Here is an 18,318-nt window from a genome sequence, read left to right as displayed (position 1 = left end):
GGCGGTCCTCAAGGTTGCGGCGCAACCGCGGACGTGCACGCTGCGCCGATGTGTGCTCGTCGAGTCGGACGCGGGTGACGAGAACAGCAGCGAGGAGGTAGCTCACCGCGTCAGCGGCACGATCCACGACAGGAGCGACTGCGTCGCGGCGGAGCCGATGACGAACAGGATGCCGAACACGGACAAGGCGGCTGCGATCGCCCAGAGATCGAGCACTCCGACCGCCTCGGACTCCGTCGTTCCGCCCGTCTCGCTAGTGTCGAGGCGTGAGGATCAGGGCGGACATGAAGACGGCACGTCGCCTGCAGGCCGACAGGATCACCGGCTCCGCGGTGTCCGTCGCTGCTGCGGCGCTCGCACTGATGGGGTGCTCCGGAGGGCCCTCCTCGGAGAACGAGCAGCCCCCGACCAGGCGAAGGACACCGTCGTCACGATCGTCGACGACACCGCCGGCGCAGTCGGCGGCACTTGGTCGGTCGCGAGCGGTCCGGCTGTCCAAGGCTGCATGCGCGACAACGGTGCACGTGGTGCCGCCTACTTGTTGACGGAGATGCGCGAACAGCGTGCAGGAGATCCCGCCGACGACGTCGCCACGGTCGAACGGCTGTGGAAGGACAAGGGCCTCTCGACCGAACGCCACGAGAGCGGAGGCACCGACCCGACGCAGGGCGTCCGGGGAACGGGCGGCCCGGCCACGAGCATCGACTTCCTCGCCGACGAACGCGGGTACAGCCTCGACGCCGTCTCCGTCTGCACCGCTGGCAATGCAGAGGAGCTCCAGCGGAACGGCGAGTGACAGACCCGCGGAGCATCAGGCACAGGGCGTTGACTACGCACATGATCACCAAGGCGAAGATCCACGAGATCGAGAACGCTCCTGTCAAGGACCGCGACGGCGCATCCGTCGGCAAGGTCGCGCAGGTCTTCCCCTCCGCCGAGGACGGCAGTGCCGCGTTCATCAGCGTCGCAACGGGACTCCTCGGGGGTCACACCGTGCTCGTCCCGGTCGAGGACGCCACGTTCGACGGCAACGACCTGCACGTCGGCTACTCGAAGAGCGCGATCAAGGATGCCCCTTCCCCAGGAGCCGGGAACACCGTGACCGACACCCAGGCGAATGCCGTCCGCAAGCACTTCGGGCTGTCCCCGGCAGGCAAGGCGACCGGCGACATGGGCGACCCGCACGAGAACCTCGACCAGGCCGGTACCGGTCCGGCGGGCGCTGACGACACCGAGGGCGCGGGAGCGACGCCGCCGGCGTGAGCCGCACCAGGATGCTTTCGTGAGCGACGACCGAGACATCTTCGCACCGGAGGTGCGCGGCACCTTCTTCCGCGCGGTGGACCCGCGCTTCCGCGCATCCGCCATCGCAGGGTCACGGTCCGCAGGCCGGTACTCACGTGCTGACGAGCCCACGCTGTACCTCAGCTCGTCGGTCGAGGGTGTGGAGGCCGCACTGGTGGCGCATCCGGACAAGCGCGCCACGGAGCCGATGATCGTCGAAGTGGGCGTGGTGGCGTCCCGGATCGTCGACCTCCGCGACCGGGCCGCTCGTTCCGAAGCCGTGGTCGACCTCGAGGACGCGACCGCTCCGTGGCAGCAGGTCGTCGCAGACGGTGGCGTCCCGGCCTCGTGGCAGGTCCGAGACCGCCTGGTGGCACTCGGCGCCGACGGCCTGATCGATCCGTCGAGGAAGCGCCCGGGCCTCTGGCACCTGGTGTTGTTCCGCTGGAACACTGACGGTGCACCGCAGGTCAGGGGCTGAGGCACCGCCGGTTGAAGCCCGTGCCGCGATCGCTCGAGCCACTGCTAACAGGGGTCCGGTATATCACGTTTGATCTTCTGGCAAGGGCCGGGCACGCTGGTCCCAGCTCGGCGAGGGGCGCCGGGGACGAAAGGTAGGATCGTGACGTCGTTCACCAACAAGAACTCCATCAAGCTCTCCATCACGTTGGCTGTCGCGGCAGGAATGTGCGCGACCGTACTCACCGCTCCTCCGGCGCATGCCACGGAGCAGGACATGCCGCTCGGATCGATCGCCACTACGAGGAGCCTCGACCACCAGGCGGCCGACCTCCAGCGAGGCCTCACCCTCATCGAGCAGATCCCGGACTCCATCCTCACCGCAGGGGATGCAGCAACGCACGAATGGCTCCGCGAGAACCACCCTGAACTGCTGACCGGTAGCCGCGCGGACGTCCTCGGTTGCGCCGGAGCCATCGCTTGGTTGATCGCTTCGACCGCCATCCCCGCTGCCAAGATCCTCAAGATCAAGCGGCTCATCAACAGTCTCGGCGGCGTTTCCAAAGCGGTGCAGTTGTTCTGGGGCGCCTCCTTCAAGTGGGAGAAGATCCAGGCGCTCGGAGGGGCTGCGGCAGCGCTCGGCGCCGAGCTCCTCGGCATCTCTGCCGTGCAGCAGAAGTGCTTCTCGTGACGACGAGGACTCGCGCTCTCACGACCGTCGGCGGAGTACTGGCGGCGGCGGTGGCCCTCGCATTGTTCGGCACCGCGCCAGCGGGGATGGTGGCGCTCGCAACCTTGTGGTTCGCCGCGGCTGGCCCAGGCACGGTCGGTGCGGTCGCGGTCGATCTCCGCGGCGTTCATGTCGACCCGCGAGAGGTGCGTCGGTACCGCGAGGATCACCCGGGCACGACCATCGGTGAGGGTGCATCCGCAGTCGCTCGGCGCTGATGGCCTGGTGGCTCCGCTCACTCCGACGGCGGAGCCACCGACCTCCGGATCCCACCGCATGTTCGGCCACGGACTGAGTCGGTACGGTCGAACGATGCTGTGCACGTGGGTGTCCCATCCCGAGGTGACCGTCGACCCGACCGTCCGGATCCAGGACTGGGGTCTGTCGCCGGTCGGACGGGCCCGCGCCGCACACATCGCGACGCTGTTCCCCCAGCCCCTCCGCATCGTCAGCAGCAGCGAGCGGAAGGCCCTGGACACCGCCGAGATCATCGCCGGACAGTGGGGCTCGGAGTTCGAGGTCGACGAGGACCTCGGTGAGATGGACCGCAGCGCGACCGGTTACCTCGACCCGCGTGAGTTCGAACCGACCGTCGACGCGTTCTTCGCCGAACCGCACCGGTCCGTCCGTGGTTGGGAACGCGCGATCGACGCCCAGAGCCGTGTCGAGCGCGCGGTCCGACGCATCGCGGCACAGACGCCCGAGCGGGGCATCGCGTTCATCGCTCACGGCGGGGTCGGCGCACTCCTGCTGGCGAGCCTCCGACGCGAGCCCATCAGCCGCGCACTCGACCAGCCCGCGATGGGCAGCTCCTTCGCCTTCGACCCGCAGGACTGGACGGCGCTGTCGTCGTGGGAGCACGTCGGCTGAAGCGGGAGGCGGGGGCAGGTCCGGCGGCGGCAGATCAGGCCGAGAGCAGTACGCTGCCGTCAGGGGAACGCGAGGGGGAACCGTGACCACTGATCATCGAGAACGACCGACGGCCGGGCAGCTCGAGTGGCCCGCGGTGTCCTGGCCGGGGCTGCCGTAGATGGACGACCAGGACACGAGCTCAGGCCTCCCGTACGACTCATGGCCGGAGTCGGAGGTCGACGACCAGCGCACCATCGCCCAGGTCAACAGCAGCCGGAAGGCCTTCCGCACCACGGCCAGGGCCGGCTTCATCATCGCGCCGGCGATGTTCCTCCTCCCGCTCGTCTACCCGCTGCTCGGCCTCGGGTGGCACTTCCTGCCGATCATCTGCATGACGGCGGCGTGGGCCGTGCTCGTCTCCGCGTGCTCGTTCGCCGCGATGACCGCCACGGAGCCAGCAGGTCACCCCTGGGTGCACCAGGTGTGGGCGGTACCCGCGGCCGTCCTCGCGATGTTCCCCGGCGGCATCGCCGCCTTCGTGCTGTACGGGTCGGTCGTCGCAACGGTCCACCAGGCAACGAAGTGACGGGCGGGCGCCGCTGCACCCGCAGGACCCGCGCCTCCCGGCCCGGACCGGAGGCGCGCGAGCGCCGCTGACCCGAACGGTGTGGTGCACCAGCCGTTGCTCGGTCGACGTGGGCGCTGCTATCGTTCGTCGGTCTGGTCCGACGACGGGGAAGGTGGCGACGATGCCGCTCAGTGCCCCTCGTGGACTGTTCCCCACGAAAGCCGCGCCCGAGCTCGTCGGACCGCGGCCCGTCCCGCCCGGAGTCACGGCAACGCAGCACTGAGCTGATCGACACGGTCAGCCCTCCTCGCCGCGAGCGTTCTGCTCGTGTGCTCCTGCACGCCCGCGCCGCCGCTCGGCGGCGGTGCGACGACCTCACGGGAACACCTCCATGCGCTTCACCCCTGCCCGGCTCCGGGCTCCACTCGCGAGCCTCCACGAGCACCGCTTCGTCACGTTCGCGGTCCTGACCGACACCATCGGTGCCGGCCTCACGCTGCCGCTGACGATCGTCTACTTCACGATCACCACCGACGTGTCCCTGGCGGTGATCGGTGTCCTCTCCACCGTCGCATCGCTGGTGGCCCTCCCGATCGGACTCGTCGGCGGCGTCCTCACCGACCGGTTCGGTGCCAGGGCGTCGATGGTCCTCAACAACCTGCTCTCCGCAGCGGGCTTCACGCTCTACCTCTCCGCCCACGATCCGGTGGTGATCTTCGCGGCGATCTTCCTCGCCAATGCATCCGAACGGCTCTACTGGACCTCGTGGACCGCGTACGTGCACGACATCGCGGCGGGCCGCCCGTTCGAGCGCTGGTTCGCCTTCCTCGAAGCGACGAAGGCCGCCGCCCTCGGGGCAGGCGCGATCGTCGCTGCGGTCGCCCTCGCGCACGGACACCAGGACGGGTTGCGGTGGCTGGTCCTCGCCAACGTCGTCACCAGCGTCGCAGCGGCCGTCGTGTTCGCCACGCAACGCACCGGTCGTCGTACCCCGCAGGCAGCGGCACCGACGGGAGCGGGACCAGCCGATGCCTCCGGGCTGCTGCGTGCCTTCGTCGCCGACCGGTCGATGCGTCTCATCGCGCTCGGCCAGTTCCTGATCGGCCCCGCCATGCTGCTGCCGAACGTCGCGTTCAGTGTCCTGTTCATCGAGCGGTGGGGCATGTCCCCAGCGGTCGCTCCCGTCCAGTTCGCCATCGCCACGGGCCTGTGCGCACTCTTCCAGACATCCGTCACCCGGTGGGTCGCCGGGCGACGGCGCGGGACGCTCATCGCGCTCGGCGCCGTCCTGACCGCTGCGACGACGGCACCGTTGATCGTCCTTCCCCCGCTGCACGGACCGGGCGCGTGGTCCTACGTCGTCGTGGTCGCGGTCGTGCTGGCCGCGGCGGACATGATCTCCCTGCCCGCGGCGAACGCGGTCATGGCTGCAGCTCCGCACCCACGCATCCGAGGCCGAGCGATCGGGGTGTTCCAGACCGCGAGCTCGATCGGGATGGCACTCTTCCCGCTCACCCTCGGACTGCTGGACTCGCGGATGCCCTGGCTCCTGTGGCTCATCGCCACTGGTGTGTTCCTCGCCGCTGCCTGGGCCTGGCACGCAGCGGTCCGCGGCCTGCCGCGCCGGGTCCAGGGAACGGGGTCGACCGACGTCGACGGGTGAGCAGGGCTCGGCCACTCGGACGGCTGGCTGTCCTGAGGAGGCCGGCTGCGGGTGGTCGCGCGTCAGCTGGTGGCCCCGACCGGCACGAGGACGACCTGCCACGGACCGGTCGCACCACGCTCCGCCGCACCTGACTCGGTACCGTGCAGGGGTGACTCCCCTGCGTCTGCCGGTCATCTCGTGCAGCCTCGATCCCGTCAGCACCAGTCGCCGGCTGGCCGAGCGGTCGGCGTCGCTCCTGAGGGCGAACGGCCACGGGTCAGAGGTCGTCGACCTGGCAACGGCACCGCTGCCGGCGTTCGACAACGACCAGGTCTTCGACAGTGACGCATTCGGTGCGCTGCACGATGTCATCCGGGAGTCCGACGGCGTGGTGCTGGCGTTCCCGATCTACAACTGGGCGCCGTCATCGGCGGTCAAGTCGCTCATCGAAGCCACCGGTGCGACGGGGGAAGGCCGGCGTGCTGCGTGGTTCGACAAGGTGGTCACCTTCGTGTGCGCTGCCGGGCTCCCGCACAGCTACATGGCGACGGGCGCGCTCGCGCAGTCCCTGATGCTCGACTTCAAGTGCGTCGTCAACCCGTACACGGCGTACGTCGCGGAGCGGGACTGGGAAGCGGGGACGCTCTCCGTCGACAGGGCAGCGCGTCTGGAGAAGACCATGACGGTGCACGCCGAACTCGCCGGTCTCCTCCGCGACAGGACCTCCCTGTCGGACTGGGAGGTGTGAGTCCGACGACGGTCGCGCGGTCCACCGACCACCGACTACCAGGATCCTCGCGATTCCGCGACGATGTACGGATGAGCAGACCCGTCAGGTTCGTTGCGCTGTTGTTCCCGAACGTGACACAGCTCGACCTGACCGGCCCGGTACAGCTCTTCTCCAGGCTCCCCGGCGCGACCATCGACCTCGCCTGGCACGACCGAGAGCCGGTGGGCACCGATGCGGGCTTCGCGATCATGCCGACGGTGACCTTCGACGAGGCCCCGCAGGCGGACGTCCTCATGGTCCCCGGAGGGCAAGGTGCCTTCGACCTGCTCGAGACCATCGGAGCCGTACCCGAGCAGGCGCGGGTGGTCCGCGACGGTCGGATCATCACGGGAGGCGGGGTGACCAGTGGTGTCGACTTCGCCCTCACGGTCGCCGCTGAGGTCGACGACGATGCCGCAGCCCGCGCTGTCCAACTGGCCGTGGAGTACGACCCGCACCCGCCGTTCGACGCTGGATCACCGACGCGTCCGGAAGCGGACGCCGAGCAAGTGCGACGAGCCGTTGCAGACGCGCGACGCAGCCGCGGACCGGTCGTCTCGCGAGCAGCATCCCGACTCGGACTGGCGTCCTGCTGAGGGGCCTCCGGCGGAACGTCTCCGGCCGGGTCGCGTGTGGTGTCCGTCCTCGGATCGGCCGCGAGGTCCGTGCCGTGAGAGGGGCCCGGTCGACGACACCGTTCCTGACCATCGGCCTGCCGATCCGACGATCCGCACCGTTCTGCGTCGAGCAGGCGCATACTGCAGGGACCGGAGATCATGTTCGCGTCGTCGACGCTCGCCTTGTGGCTCTCCCACTCAGACAGGGGCCTCGCATGGCCACGTCCCGTATCCTCCGCCGCACCGCGTTCGCCCTGACCGGCATCGGCCTCGCCGCTTCGATGGCGATGATGTCGACCGCTGCGGCATCGGCCGCGACCGTGATCGACGGCCCGGTGAACCTCGGCACCGCGTCGACCTACGGTGTCCTCGGCGCGAGCGCCGTGACGAACACCGGCCCGTCAGTCGTCAACGGCGACCTGGGGCTCTCTCCCGGCACCTCGATCACCGGCTTCGGCGGTGCGCCGAACGGAACCGTCAACGGCACCACGCACCAGACCGACGCCGCAGCCGCGCAGGCGCAGCGGGACACCACGACGGCGTACGACGTCGCTGCGTCACTGTCCCCGACGCAGACTGGCCTCACCGAGCTGAACGGCCTCTCCCTCTCACCCGGGGTGTACTCCGGCGGGGCGCTCCAGCTCGCGAACAACGGTGCGTTGACCCTCGCCGGCAGCGCGGACTCGGTGTGGGTGTTCCAGGCCGCATCGACGCTGACCATCGGATCCGCCAGCCGGATCACGATCACCGGTGGTGCGAGTTCGTGCAACGTGTTCTGGCAGGTCGGCAGCTCCGCCACCATCGGCACCGGTGCCCAGTTCTAGGGGACCGTGCTGGCGCAGCAGTCCGTGACCGCCACCACCGGCGCCACCGTCGTGGGACGCCTGCTCGCCCGCACCGGCGCTGTGACCCTCGACACGAACACCATCACTGCCTCGACCGGCTGCCCCGCTCCGGGGACTCCGACCGAGACGACCGCACCGGTCATCACCTCCGACGCACCCGCCGCCGCGACCGCCGGGACGCCGTACTCGTACACGGTGACCGCGACGGGTACGCCCACCCCGACCTACACGGCGACCGGACTGCCCGCCGGCCTGACGATCAACGGCACCAGCGGCGTCGTCTCCGGCACGCCGACAACACCCGGCACGTCCACGGTGACGATCACCGCGTCGAACGGCACGCCGCCCGCTGACGTGCAGACCGTGACGATCACCGTGCGACCGGCTGCTTCGTCGACTCCCACGCCCACTGCGTCGCCGACCGCCCCCGCCAGCACCCCCGCTGGGACCCCGACAGGCGGAGCAGCTACGGGCGGGAACACCCCGACCGCTCCCACCGGCACCCCCTCAGGGAGCCCGACCGGCGGAGCGGCACCGGGCGGGAACACCCCGACCGGTGAACTGGCCTTCACCGGGAGCGACCCGGCGCTGCCCCTCGGCATCGCCGGAGTGCTCCTGGCAGCCGGCACGGCGATCACGCTGATCGTCCGGCACCGTCGTCGCACGAGCCGCATCTGACACGCAGCCGCCCCGGACCGCCACCGGTGTGGTGGCCAGGTCCGCGGAACGGCCGCGGACCCTCCTGCCGCACCGGCGACGAGGTCGTCGACGTCGAGCGGACCGCCGGCATCTCCCCCCCCCCCCCTGACAGGAAGCACCACCATGAAGACCGTCATCGTCCTCCTCACCCTCTGGCTGATCCTCGCCGTCGTCGGCTTCGCGCTGAAGGGCCTGCTCTGGCTCGCGATCATCGGCATCGTCCTGTTCGTCGGAACCGTGGTCTTCGGGGCGATCCGCCGCTCCGGGAACACGGCCCAGCGCACCGACTGATCGGGACGGACCAGTGCAGGATCCCCCACGGCAGCGAACCGCAGCCGTCGTCATCAACCCGGTCAAGACCGACCCCGCACGGCTGCGCACCCTCGTGGACGCCGAAGCGTCCCGCAACGGGTGGGCACCCACCCGATGGTTCGAGACCGCTGCGGACGACGACGGTCGCGCAGCCGCACGCGAAGCAGCCGAGTCGAAGCCGGACGTCGTCCTCGTCGCCGGCGGCGACGGGACCCTCCGTGTCGTCGCCGAGGAGCTCCGCGGCACCGGTGTCCCGGTCGCGCTCCTGCCCAGCGGTACCGGGAACCTGTTCGCCCGCAACCTCGGTCTCACCCGCAACGATGTCGACAGTGCCGTCCACGACGCCTTCACCGGCGCCGACCGGCCGATCGACGTCGGGCTCGCCGAACTGACCGACGTCGATGGATCAACGACCACCCACGCGTTCCTCGTCATGGCCGGTGTCGGACTCGACGCGAGCATGGCGGCGGACACGAACGCGTGGGTCAAGAAGCGGTTCGGTTGGGTCGCGTACTCGGACCCGATCGCCAGGTCCATCGTCGGGAACCGTCAGATCCCCGTCCGCTACGACATCGACGGCGCCCCGACCAGGACGATGCACGCACACACCATCATCGTCGGCAACTGCGGCACCCTCACCGCCGGCGTGCTCCTCCTGCCGCGCGCCGAGCCCGACGACGGCATCCTCGACGCCGTCGCGTTCCGACCGAACGGCTGGTTCGGCTGGACGAAGATCGGCTCCACCCTCACGCTCAACCGCTTCTTCTCGCGCACCGGGTTCGGTCGGCTCCTCGCTCGGTTGCTGCCGCGTTCCCGGGTGCTCCCGACCACCCGAGCGCGACGACTCCGCCTCGCGTTCGACGAACCGGAACAGGTACAACTCGACGGGGACCCGTTCGGTCGGGTGGTCGCCGTGACGTTGAGCACCCACCCTCACGGGTTGACGCTCCGCGCCTGACCGGCACTCGTCCGCGGTGGTCACGCGCCGACCGTGCGAACGTCGTGCTCACACCACCACGGAGCAGTGCTCTCGGCCCTCCCCCGACATCCCTCGCCCAGCGGACGCGTCGAGGGTCCATGATGTGGCTGTGGCCACACACCCGCTCTGGCGGCCGTTCACCGCAGACGGCAACGCAGCCCGTCAGTCGCAGCGTGTCGCGTTCCGACAGGTCGACCCTGGCAGCCTCCAGGACCACGACCCACATTGGGCCGATGCGTTCGCGCGCGTACGGGACCTCGTCGCAGGTGCGCTCGGCGCCGATCACACCATCGCGCACGTCGGCTCGACTGCCGTTCCCGGGATGATCGCCAAGCCGGTCATCGACGCCGACCTGCTCGTGCCCGACCTCAGTGATGAACGCACCTGGCTCCCGGAGCTCGAGGCCGTCGGGTTCCGTCTGGTCTTCCGCGACGTGATCGCCGGTGACCCGCACCGGCAGCTCACCCTCGGCGATCCCAACACCAACCTGCACGTGTGGCAGCCGGGGGCAGCGGAGCCGCAACGGCATCGCCTGTTCGTGGAGTGGTTGCGATCCCACCCCGAGGACCGGCAGGTGTACGCGGACGCGAAGGCAGCGGCCGTGAACGCCGGCAACGGCCTGCGCTACAACGACGCGAAGGCCGCTGTCGTGCACGAGATCTACGAACGAGCCTTCGCATCGGATCCGCACCACGCCCACGACGCTCAGCCGCGGCCATGACCACCCGCAGCCGTCCGTCGCCCGTGTCGCGGTAGGTTTGGCCGATCGGCAAGCACTTGCCAACATGGCAAGTCTGGGCCAAGCTGGAACCCGAGAGGGGAACACCATGGACAACCAGAACAGCATCAGCCCGGCAGAGGCGCGGACGCTCCTCGACACCGCCGATCGCCTCAGTCGACGAGCGCACGAGTCCACCCGGTGGCCCTACGTGACGTTCATCCTCGCGCTCGGCACGGTGACCTCGTTCGGGACCCTCGGGATGGGCCTGACGACCGGCTCGGCCTTCGGCCTCACCTACGTCGGCACACTCGCCGCCTTCTTCGCCTTGATCGTGTTCTTCGCGGTGTCCATCCGCGGGCGAGCGGCCTTCGCGCGGAGCCGTCGATGGACCATCTACATCGCGAGCTGGTTCGTCACCTACGGGGCTGCGATCGCCGTCGTCGCCTGGGCGCACGGATCCGTCCTGTGGTCCGGGATCACGTCCGGAGCGATCCTGGCGGTCACGATGGCCTGCGCGTCGTACGAGGCACGACGATGACGTCGACGAACCAGGCACCGGTCCATCCCCGTCACCGGCTCGACGGTCACTTGCTGAACCCGGTCCGCTTCTCGATCATGGCCGCACTCGACCGTGCCACCACGCTGGGGTTCCGCGAGGTCCGCGACGCCGTCGAGGTCACCGACTCGGCGCTGAGCAAGCAGGTCGCGCTCCTCGAGACGGCGGGGTACGTCGCCGTCGGGAAGGCCTTCACGGGGAAGACCCCCCGGACGTCGCTCACCGTCACACGCGAGGGTCGGACGGCGTGGCGTGCGCACCTCGCAGCGCTCCAGGAGATCGCCGACCCGTCCTGATCCCTGCGGTCGTCGCTCGCGCGGCACGGGACGAACTTCCTGGAGCGGCCGTCCGCTCCGCTCCTGTCGGTGCGGACGACGGGGAGGCCAGAGTGCACCGAGAAGCGGTCGACACGTTGGGGAACGACGGGGTGTACTTCGACCCACTGTGGCGGATCGAGGTGCGCCTCACGGCGACCGAACAGCGTCTCCTCCGCACCTGGCCGGTGCGGCGTCTCGCCTTCATCGCCCACGCAGGAGCCGCGTCGATCACGACGGTGCAGACGTACTCTCGCCTCGAGCACTCGCTCGGGGTACTCGCACTCGTGGCCCACTTCGCGCCCGAGCACCAGCCCGCGCGCACCGCTGCGTTGCTGCACGACGTCGGCCACCTCCCGTTCAGCCACACGCTCGAGGGTCTCGCAGGCCTCGACCACCACGACCTCACCCGACAGCGGATCACCGCGTTGTTCGCCACCGATGCGGCACTCGCTGGCGATGCCGAGACGATCATCGCACTCGACGACGGAAGTATTCCCTCGCCGCTCACGGCGTCGCACGGCGGCCTGAAGGTGGACCACCTCGACTCGTTCCTCCGCAGCGGACAGGCCCACGGGCGCACACGATCAGCACCGCACGAACTCCTGCGACGGCTGCATCTGAGCGACGGTGCCGTCGATGCCGATCCGGTCGATGCTGTCGAACTGGCGGACCTCGCGATCAGCGAAGCACTTGCCCAGAGGAGCGCGGCGAACCTCGTGCCCGTCGCCGTCGTGCGGGGCCTGGTGAGCCGCCTCTTCGACACGGGAGCCCTCGAACCGACCGAGTTGGCCGGCATGACCGACGACGAACTGTGGTCAGTGCTCCTCTCCAGCACTGAGACCCGTGCCGACGCAGCGTCGTTGCGACGGCATCCTCAGCGGTGGCAGCTTCGCCACCACAGCGACGACAGTCGCGGCGAACCCTTCTCGCACGTGGTCCGACGCAGCTACCTCGACCTCCCCAGGAGTGGCGGCCGCACCACCTCCGACCCGCGCGTCGCCGCCTTGCAGGGGGACCTCCCGATGTGGGTGAGCGCGAAGCGGAGCGACGATCGGACGCACGTCACCTGAGCCGAACCGCGCCCGGTGGTGGATCGGCCGTCGGACGGACCGGCTGTGCGTCTCGTGCAGCACGGGTGGGAGCCGACACGAGCCACGGGCCCCCACCGGTAGGGCATCCCGCAGATCCACGCCGCCACGACTCCCCGATCGTCGTCGCGGTCCCCGTCAGGACAGTCACCGGACGGGCGGCGGAGGAGGCTTCCGGTCAGTCCGACGACGAACGGACGAAGAGGTAGTCGGGACGTGGCACATCGAGTGATCCGCTGTAGAAACCGAGTGCTCCGTTGGTCGCGTAGCCCTGGCGCACGAAGTGGTCATCGAAGTAGAACCGGATGCCGGGCGAGTCACCGTCGGCCACCGTCCATCGTCCGGAGAAGCTCGCCGAGTCCTCGCCGTTCGCACAACCCGGAGGGCTCGACGCAGCGTTGCCGGTTCGGCACGCGAGGTCGATCGGGATGTTGCGCGCTGTGTACGTCCGGTCCGCCGACACGGTGAACTCCGTCGCTCGGTCACCGTCTGCACCCTCGAGCACCCAGGTGCCGGTGTAGTCCTGCGGCTCGGGCTGTGCCATGACGGTGCAACCGGTCAACAACAGCGTCAGCACCGCGATCGACGTCGCGATGCCCGCCGAGTGTCTCGTCACCACTTCACCTTCTCCTTCCACGTGAACCGCTCCGTCACCCGTGAGAACGGCCCGTGGTCTCCAGCGGCTCGGTTCAACGCGTCGTAGTCGAGCCCGGGGATCCGCAGGGCCGAGCCGAGCGTGGTCTCGTTCGTTGCCGTGTACTCGACCACGGCGGTCCCGTCGTCGCCCTTCGACACGACCCTCGCATCCACGTCGTACGTCCCGAGGGCAAGGAGAGTCCGGTCCCGTTCGGAGGCCACCGGCCAGGTGACGACTGTGCGGATGTCTCGCAGGAGGTTCTGGTTCGTCAACGACGCGGGTCCCGCCTGGTAGCCGTACCCGGTCGCGACGCCTGTCTCCTTCAAGTCGTCGAGGATGTCCCTGCGCTGGTCACCCGGCAGCTCGTTCTTCACGACCTGCGTCATCTTGCTGTCCGATCCGTAGAGCAATGTCCGGGGTGACGTGCCAGTCGCCCACCCGAACAGCATCTCGCCCTGCCCACTCGTCAGGACGGTCCCGGCGTAGAAGTCCGCCGCCATGCCGACGGGGATGCCGACCATCGGGAGCGGACTGAGCGCGCCGAGGACGACGCCGGGACCTGGCCTGCGTGGGTCGAGGAGTGACATGCCGAGCAGCCATGACAATGCGTGTGAGGCGTGCAGGTCCCCGTCCATGGAGAAGGCACCGTTGTTCGACAAGTGGTACGAGATCCCGAGCAAGCCCTGCCGGCCAGCTGCGTACGCCGCGAGTTCAGCGTCCGTGATCGGTCGGAGTCCGGTCGGGTCGGTCTGGTTGACCGGATCGTTACCAGCGAAGGCGTACGGGTTGTCGGCCCAGGCCGCACCTGCCACCGGGGGCAGGGGATCTGGGGACAGGAACGACCGTGCCGACGGGTCGTACGCTCGCGCTCCGCTCAGTTCGAGCCCAGCGACCATGACGGTGCCGGTCTGGCTGACCTCGATGCCGTCGGGGAGGCTCGGTGACGTCGCGACGTCGGCCGAGGACCACGGGTCGTGCATCTGCGCAGAGCGCGCCTGGCGCCAGCCTGAAGTCGACCAGATCCCGTCGACACCGAGCATCCCCGGTACGGAGACGATCGGAACCTCACCGATCGACAGCAGGGTGGGCACGGGGGCCGTCGGGTCCCAGCAGAGCGTCGTTCCGTCGACCTCGGCGAGTTCACCGAGAGCGTTCACCCACAGGTCGAAGCGCTTCACGCCTGCCCCGTCTTCACGCACGACGGCGCGGAGCTGACCGAGCTCGTCCCACTCGTACGTCGTGGTGCCGTCGTCGGTCGCGGCGAGGACACGCCTGCCCGAGCCGTCGTACTCGAACCGGACGACCGCGGTCCCATCGCCGCGGCGTTCGGCCCGCAGGAGCGCTCCGGCAGGATCGTGCAGGTACGAGGTGTTCCCGGACGCGCTTCGCTCCTCGAGCATCCGGCCGGACCGGTCGTAGGTCCAGGTCGACGCAGTCGTCCCGGTCGCGGCCACCAACTGCGACGCCTCGTCGTACTCGTACGTCACGGTCTTGCCGTCCGGATCGCGCACAGCCGTGACACGCCCTCGGCTGTCGCGCTCGAGCGTGGTCGCCCGCCCGCCTGACGTGTGCCCGACGACGAAGCCATCGCGGTACTGCCACGACTGACCCACGGACCCGGCGACGACCTCGGTCAGTCGGCCGTCACCGTCGTGTCGGAACGAGGCGTCGGGGAAGCCGGGTCGCCTGATGCCGGTCAGGATGCCCGTACGACCGCGGTCGTACTCGGTCCTGACTCCGTCTGGCGTGGTCATCGCGCGCTGGTTGCCAGCGGCGTCGTACTCCCATCGGGTCGTCGTGCTCCGCCCGGCACGACTCGTCGTGCGCCGGACCAACTCCTGCCGGGCGCCGTACTCCAGCCGGTGCACGGTCTGCTCACCGTCGGGGTGGGTCATGTCGGTGATCGTGACCGATCGGCCAGACTCGTTCCGCGCGACTGCCGCAACGAGTCGGCCGTCCTGACGAACCTCGGCCAGCCGCCCAGCTGGGTCGTGTCCCCAGGTGGTCGTGTGGCCATCGGGATCCCTGCGGGCTGTCGGCCGGCCGGCCGCATCCCGCGTCCACGCCACGGCGCGGCTCATCGAGTCGGTCGTGGATGAGACGTCACCGCACCCGGTCCAGGTGGTCAGCGTGCGCCCGCCAGAGGGGCTGATCTCCTGTGTCACCCGTCCGAGGACGTCTCGGTGGAAGGTCGTGGAGTGCCCGAGCGCGTCGTCGACCGCGACCGCCTGCCCGGCAAGGTCCCGGGTGATCGTCCGTCGACCGTTGGTCGGGTCGTCGACAGTGACCAGGCGTCCGGCAGGGTCGTGACCGTACCGCGTCGTCCCGACGCCGGGCACTCGTTCCGCAACCAGCCGTGAACAGGCGTCGTACTCGAACGTCGTGACGGCGCCCGAGGGCTCGATGCGTTCCACGATCCGCGAGTCCGCATCGTACCGGAGCATCGTCCGGCCACCATCTGAGTCGGTCCACGCCGAGAGCCGGCCGCAGACGTCGTACTCGATGGTCGCACGGTCACCGAGCGGCGAGGCCCCGGCGACGACGCGGCCCGCGAGGTCGAGGTCCAAGAACGGTACTGACGCACGACGGTCTGTCTGCTCGACGACGGAGCGGACACCGGTGGGATCGATCCGGGCCGTGGGGCGCCCGATGGCGTCGTACTCCCGGAGCCATCGCCCACCTTCCGGATCCGTGACCTCCTGCAGTCGCGAGAGCCCATCGTGGAGCATCGTCCAGCGGGTACCGTCTGGCTGGAGGAGTTCGTGCACGTTCCCCAGACGGTCGTACTGGATGTCGCTCGCCCGTCCGAGCGGATCCGTGGCGCGCGTGAGGCTTCCACTCGCCCCGTACTCGTAGGTCGTCTGCCCACCAACCGGATCGACGACCGAAGTGACACGACCACCAGCGTCGCGTTCGAGCTTCCACACGGACCCATCCGGGGCCTCACATGACGTCACGCGGCCCGCAGGATCACGCTCGAAGCGCGTTCGGTGTCCCATGGGTGTGGTGGTCGTGACGACGTGACCAGCGTCGTCCCGCGTGTACCGAGTCGTCGCGCCCAGCGCGTCCCTGACGGCAACGAGATCACCCGAACGGTCGTAGTCGTACGTCAGCACGACACCTGCCGGGTCCTCGACGCGGACGAGCAGGTCGTCCACCCATGCCAACGTGAAGCGGGCACCCCGTTCGTCGACGACGTGCGAGGGCGACGTCGCAGAAGAGTCGGCGTACTCGTACGAAACCCTTCGCCCATGGCGCTCGACGCGGTGCACGCGGTCGTGATCGTCGTGGGCCACGAGCGTGTCGGTCCCGTCCTCGGCCAGGGTCCGAGTGAGGCGTCCACGGTCGTCGTACGTGTGGACCGTGACTGACCCGTCACGCGCGGTCGAGGCAACCAGGTTCCCGTGCTCGTCGTGGCTCAACGATTGTCGTCGACCATCTGAGTCGGTGATCGAGACCACACGACCGTGCCGATCGGACGTCCATGTGTTCGAGCGCGTGCCGTCCTCGTCGGCGACGGACGTGACTCGTCCGGGGAGGTACGCGAACCGGATCGTGCGCCCCTGCGGCGTCGTCTGCAGGACCACCCGACCGTGCTCGTCGTAGGTGTTCGCACACTCGACGACGCCGTCCGCAGCGGTCACCCGCTCGATCCGACCGTCGACGTCCCACGAGTACGTCCGTGTTCCGCCGGGACCCGTCACCGTTCTGAGTGCACCGTCGTCGGCGTACTCGTACGTGACCGTCCGGCCGTCGGACGAGCGCGCCGAACGGACCAGCCCGTCGAGGTGCAGGAGGTCGATGAACCGTCCGCGTCGGTGCTGGAGCCGCACGAGCCTCTCGTCGCCGTCCCGCACGGCTCTGGTGGTCGCCGCGGTCCCGGTACCGGTCGCGATCCACAGCCCGCTGGTCGTGAACGACCACCAGGAGCCGGCATTGTCGCGGACGACGAGGAGTACCTCACGGTCGGCCGTCGAACCCGCCGAAGGGTCGGGTTCTGGTGCCAGCCACAGGTTCTCTCCGACGGCACGGACCGCTGTGTCGCCCCGGGTCGGGAACGTGCTCCGTCGTCCGTCGTCGTGGACCAACTCGACGTGGTCGGCGAGGACTTCGAGGCGCTGGTCGAGGACCGAGGACCAGCCGCGACCGAAGGACCCACCGACGACGTCGAACGAGTTGTACATCCGCGTGAGCTCGAAGCCCTCAGCGCCTCCGGCGAAGGAGAGGTCACGCTCCAGCTCGACGAAGTTGCCGGTCGCCGTGTTCACGGGGTCGGCTGCGAAGCCACTGGTGGGGACCGCGCCGAGCAACGAGGGCTTGCCGAAGGCGAGGTCGGTCCGCGTCCTGCCCACCCCTGCCGCCAGGAGCGCGGCCAGGAGCGAACTGTCGTTCAGCGAGACGACATCGCCGCTCGCCCCGGCTGCCTCGAAGGCGGCTGCGACCGTGTTCGCCCAGTCCACGTCGCCTTCGTTCGCGGCCGACCAGGCCCGGAAGCCCGCGAGGAGCGGCGACAGGTCGACGCGGCCGAAGTCGCACCTCTGGGTGAAGCCCGCCAGGGCAGCCGCTATCCGCCCCGGCAGCGCCTGCACGCTGCCGTTGAGGGAGCTGGTTCCGGAGGCAAACGATCGGAGATGGTCCGGTCGCGCAGACGAGACACTGCCCCCGGTACCCGGACCGGCGCCCGGCGGCGGCGTGCTCCTCGTGCGCGCCTTGTAGCTCGTACTCGGGAAGGCCGGAACGTCGACCCTGCCACTGCTCGGCGGGGGTTCCTCACCGAAGATCTGGTCCCATGTGCTGTCGACGATGTCGGTCCGGCGAGCCATCACGCGATCCCGCCAGGCACGGGCCTCGCGACGACGGGTGTTCTCGGCGCGCGCGGCATCGCTCAGCGCACGGATGCCGCTCGCGACCTCGCCGAGCTTCGTGGTGAGCTCGCGCGCGTCCTCCTGGGCGATCTCCGCGTTCGACCGGAACGTCTCTGCGAAACCGCCTGCGAAGTCGGTGCCGGCCAGCACGACGAGCGCCGCGCGCGACGGAGACTGGAGCTCCACCGTTGTCTTCGCCAGGTCGCACTGCCGTGCGAGGTCGTCGGCCGCGGCGAAGTCGTACGTCAGGTCCGGCAGCGCGTACGCGGTCAGGTCTGTCGGTCCAGTCACCGTTGTGTCCCCCCATGGAATCCGGTGTTGTCTCAGTCGAACCTAACGCAGGCTTGTCGCCCGCGCCGCTGATCCTCGAGGGAA

Annotated in this window: 18 protein-coding genes and 1 pseudogene; 17 read left to right on the top strand and 2 right to left on the bottom strand. The window is 69.6% G+C overall.

From position 1 onward, the window contains the following. Nucleotides 1-52: 52 nt before the first annotated feature. From M3666_RS15530 to M3666_RS15450, 17 genes and pseudogenes are all read left to right on the top strand, one after another. Nucleotides 53-796: a hypothetical protein gene (locus tag M3666_RS15530; protein ID WP_251155715.1), complete on the top strand. Its 744-nt coding sequence runs from the start codon at nt 53-55 to the stop codon at nt 794-796. 41 nt (nt 797-837) lie between these two features. Then, nucleotides 838-1,263, top strand: a complete 426-nt coding sequence (locus tag M3666_RS15525; RefSeq protein WP_251155714.1) for a PRC-barrel domain-containing protein — start codon at nt 838-840, stop codon at nt 1,261-1,263. A 19-nt stretch (nt 1,264-1,282) separates the two neighbouring features. Next, the gene (locus tag M3666_RS15520; RefSeq protein WP_251155713.1) at nt 1,283-1,765 is read left to right on the top strand and encodes an RES domain-containing protein; all 483 of its coding nucleotides are present in this window, start codon (nt 1,283-1,285) and stop codon (nt 1,763-1,765) included. A gap of 141 nt (nt 1,766-1,906) precedes the next feature. Continuing rightward, the gene (locus M3666_RS15515; RefSeq protein ID WP_251155712.1) at nt 1,907-2,434 is read left to right on the top strand and encodes a hypothetical protein; all 528 of its coding nucleotides are present in this window, start codon (nt 1,907-1,909) and stop codon (nt 2,432-2,434) included. 351 nt (nt 2,435-2,785) lie between these two features. Next, nucleotides 2,786-3,343, top strand: coding sequence for a histidine phosphatase family protein (locus M3666_RS15510; protein ID WP_251155711.1), 558 nt, complete (start codon nt 2,786-2,788; stop codon nt 3,341-3,343). A gap of 160 nt (nt 3,344-3,503) precedes the next feature. Continuing rightward, nucleotides 3,504-3,911: a hypothetical protein gene (locus M3666_RS15505; RefSeq protein ID WP_251155710.1), complete on the top strand. Its 408-nt coding sequence runs from the start codon at nt 3,504-3,506 to the stop codon at nt 3,909-3,911. Between the two features lie 373 nt (nt 3,912-4,284). After that, nucleotides 4,285-5,556 carry an MFS transporter gene (locus M3666_RS15500; protein WP_251155709.1) on the top strand — a complete coding sequence of 424 codons (1,272 nt, stop codon included), beginning with the start codon at nt 4,285-4,287 and terminating at the stop codon, nt 5,554-5,556. Nucleotides 5,557-5,707: 151 nt separating this feature from the next. Beyond that, on the top strand, nt 5,708-6,286 hold the full coding sequence (locus M3666_RS15495) for an NADPH-dependent FMN reductase (RefSeq protein ID WP_251155708.1): 579 nt from the start codon (nt 5,708-5,710) through the stop codon (nt 6,284-6,286). Between the two features lie 71 nt (nt 6,287-6,357). Next, a complete protein-coding gene (locus tag M3666_RS15490) occupies nt 6,358-6,903 on the top strand; it encodes a DJ-1/PfpI family protein (RefSeq protein WP_251155707.1) in 546 nt (181 codons plus the stop codon). A 236-nt stretch (nt 6,904-7,139) separates the two neighbouring features. Further along, a pseudogene (locus M3666_RS17205) lies at nt 7,140-7,844 on the top strand (ice-binding family protein); the annotation flags it as partial. Then, nucleotides 7,830-8,447 (top strand): putative Ig domain-containing protein, encoded by a 618-nt coding sequence (locus M3666_RS17200; protein ID WP_251155742.1) that lies wholly within the window; start codon nt 7,830-7,832, stop codon nt 8,445-8,447. The pseudogene M3666_RS17205 and the gene M3666_RS17200, both read left to right, overlap by 15 nt. A gap of 144 nt (nt 8,448-8,591) precedes the next feature. Beyond that, nucleotides 8,592-8,759, top strand: coding sequence for a hypothetical protein (locus M3666_RS15475; RefSeq protein WP_200884112.1), 168 nt, complete (start codon nt 8,592-8,594; stop codon nt 8,757-8,759). A gap of 13 nt (nt 8,760-8,772) precedes the next feature. Continuing rightward, on the top strand, nt 8,773-9,738 hold the full coding sequence (locus M3666_RS17195) for a diacylglycerol kinase family protein (protein WP_209685893.1): 966 nt from the start codon (nt 8,773-8,775) through the stop codon (nt 9,736-9,738). A gap of 16 nt (nt 9,739-9,754) precedes the next feature. Further along, nucleotides 9,755-10,480 (top strand): GrpB family protein, encoded by a 726-nt coding sequence (locus tag M3666_RS15465; protein ID WP_308301858.1) that lies wholly within the window; start codon nt 9,755-9,757, stop codon nt 10,478-10,480. A gap of 106 nt (nt 10,481-10,586) precedes the next feature. Next, the gene (locus M3666_RS15460) at nt 10,587-11,018 is read left to right on the top strand and encodes a chemotaxis protein CheY (protein WP_251155705.1); all 432 of its coding nucleotides are present in this window, start codon (nt 10,587-10,589) and stop codon (nt 11,016-11,018) included. Then, the gene (locus M3666_RS15455) at nt 11,015-11,332 is read left to right on the top strand and encodes a transcriptional regulator (protein ID WP_066656282.1); all 318 of its coding nucleotides are present in this window, start codon (nt 11,015-11,017) and stop codon (nt 11,330-11,332) included. Before M3666_RS15460 ends, M3666_RS15455 begins: the two co-directional genes overlap by 4 nt. Nucleotides 11,333-11,463: 131 nt before the next feature. Beyond that, complete coding sequence (locus M3666_RS15450; protein WP_251155704.1) at nt 11,464-12,423, top strand: HD domain-containing protein; 960 nt, start codon at nt 11,464-11,466, stop codon at nt 12,421-12,423. A gap of 196 nt (nt 12,424-12,619) precedes the next feature. On the opposite strand, the gene M3666_RS15445 is transcribed toward M3666_RS15450, so the two are convergent. Together M3666_RS15445 and M3666_RS15440 are read right to left on the bottom strand one after the other, a co-directional pair. Beyond that, nucleotides 12,620-13,057 carry a hypothetical protein gene (locus M3666_RS15445; RefSeq protein WP_251155703.1) on the bottom strand — a complete coding sequence of 146 codons (438 nt, stop codon included), beginning with the start codon at nt 13,055-13,057 and terminating at the stop codon, nt 12,620-12,622. Next, the gene (locus M3666_RS15440; protein ID WP_251155702.1) at nt 13,054-18,234 is read right to left on the bottom strand and encodes a DUF6531 domain-containing protein; all 5,181 of its coding nucleotides are present in this window, start codon (nt 18,232-18,234) and stop codon (nt 13,054-13,056) included. Before M3666_RS15440 ends, M3666_RS15445 begins: the two co-directional genes overlap by 4 nt. Nucleotides 18,235-18,318: the final 84 nt, after the last annotated feature.

This window comes from Curtobacterium sp. ODYSSEY 48 V2 (genome assembly GCF_023712625.1).
Lineage (GTDB): Bacteria > Actinomycetota > Actinomycetes > Actinomycetales > Microbacteriaceae > Curtobacterium.
The sequence above is the reverse complement of the archived record's forward strand: the minus strand, read 5'-3'. Positions and strand labels throughout refer to the sequence as shown.

Bases quoted from the DNA above. Each gene is read 5' to 3' on its own strand.
- M3666_RS15525 (WP_251155714.1), top strand. From the start codon at position 838: ATGATCACCAAGGCGAAGATCCACGAGATCGAGAACGCTCCTGTCAAG.
- M3666_RS15510 (WP_251155711.1), top strand. From the start codon at position 2,786: ATGCTGTGCACGTGGGTGTCCCATCCCGAGGTGACCGTCGACCCGACC.
- M3666_RS15505 (WP_251155710.1), top strand. From the start codon at position 3,504: ATGGACGACCAGGACACGAGCTCAGGCCTCCCGTACGACTCATGGCCG.
- M3666_RS15500 (WP_251155709.1), top strand. From the start codon at position 4,285: ATGCGCTTCACCCCTGCCCGGCTCCGGGCTCCACTCGCGAGCCTCCAC.
- M3666_RS15490 (WP_251155707.1), top strand. From the start codon at position 6,358: ATGAGCAGACCCGTCAGGTTCGTTGCGCTGTTGTTCCCGAACGTGACA.
- M3666_RS15475 (WP_200884112.1), top strand. From the start codon at position 8,592: ATGAAGACCGTCATCGTCCTCCTCACCCTCTGGCTGATCCTCGCCGTC.
- M3666_RS15460 (WP_251155705.1), top strand. From the start codon at position 10,587: ATGGACAACCAGAACAGCATCAGCCCGGCAGAGGCGCGGACGCTCCTC.
- M3666_RS15455 (WP_066656282.1), top strand. From the start codon at position 11,015: ATGACGTCGACGAACCAGGCACCGGTCCATCCCCGTCACCGGCTCGAC.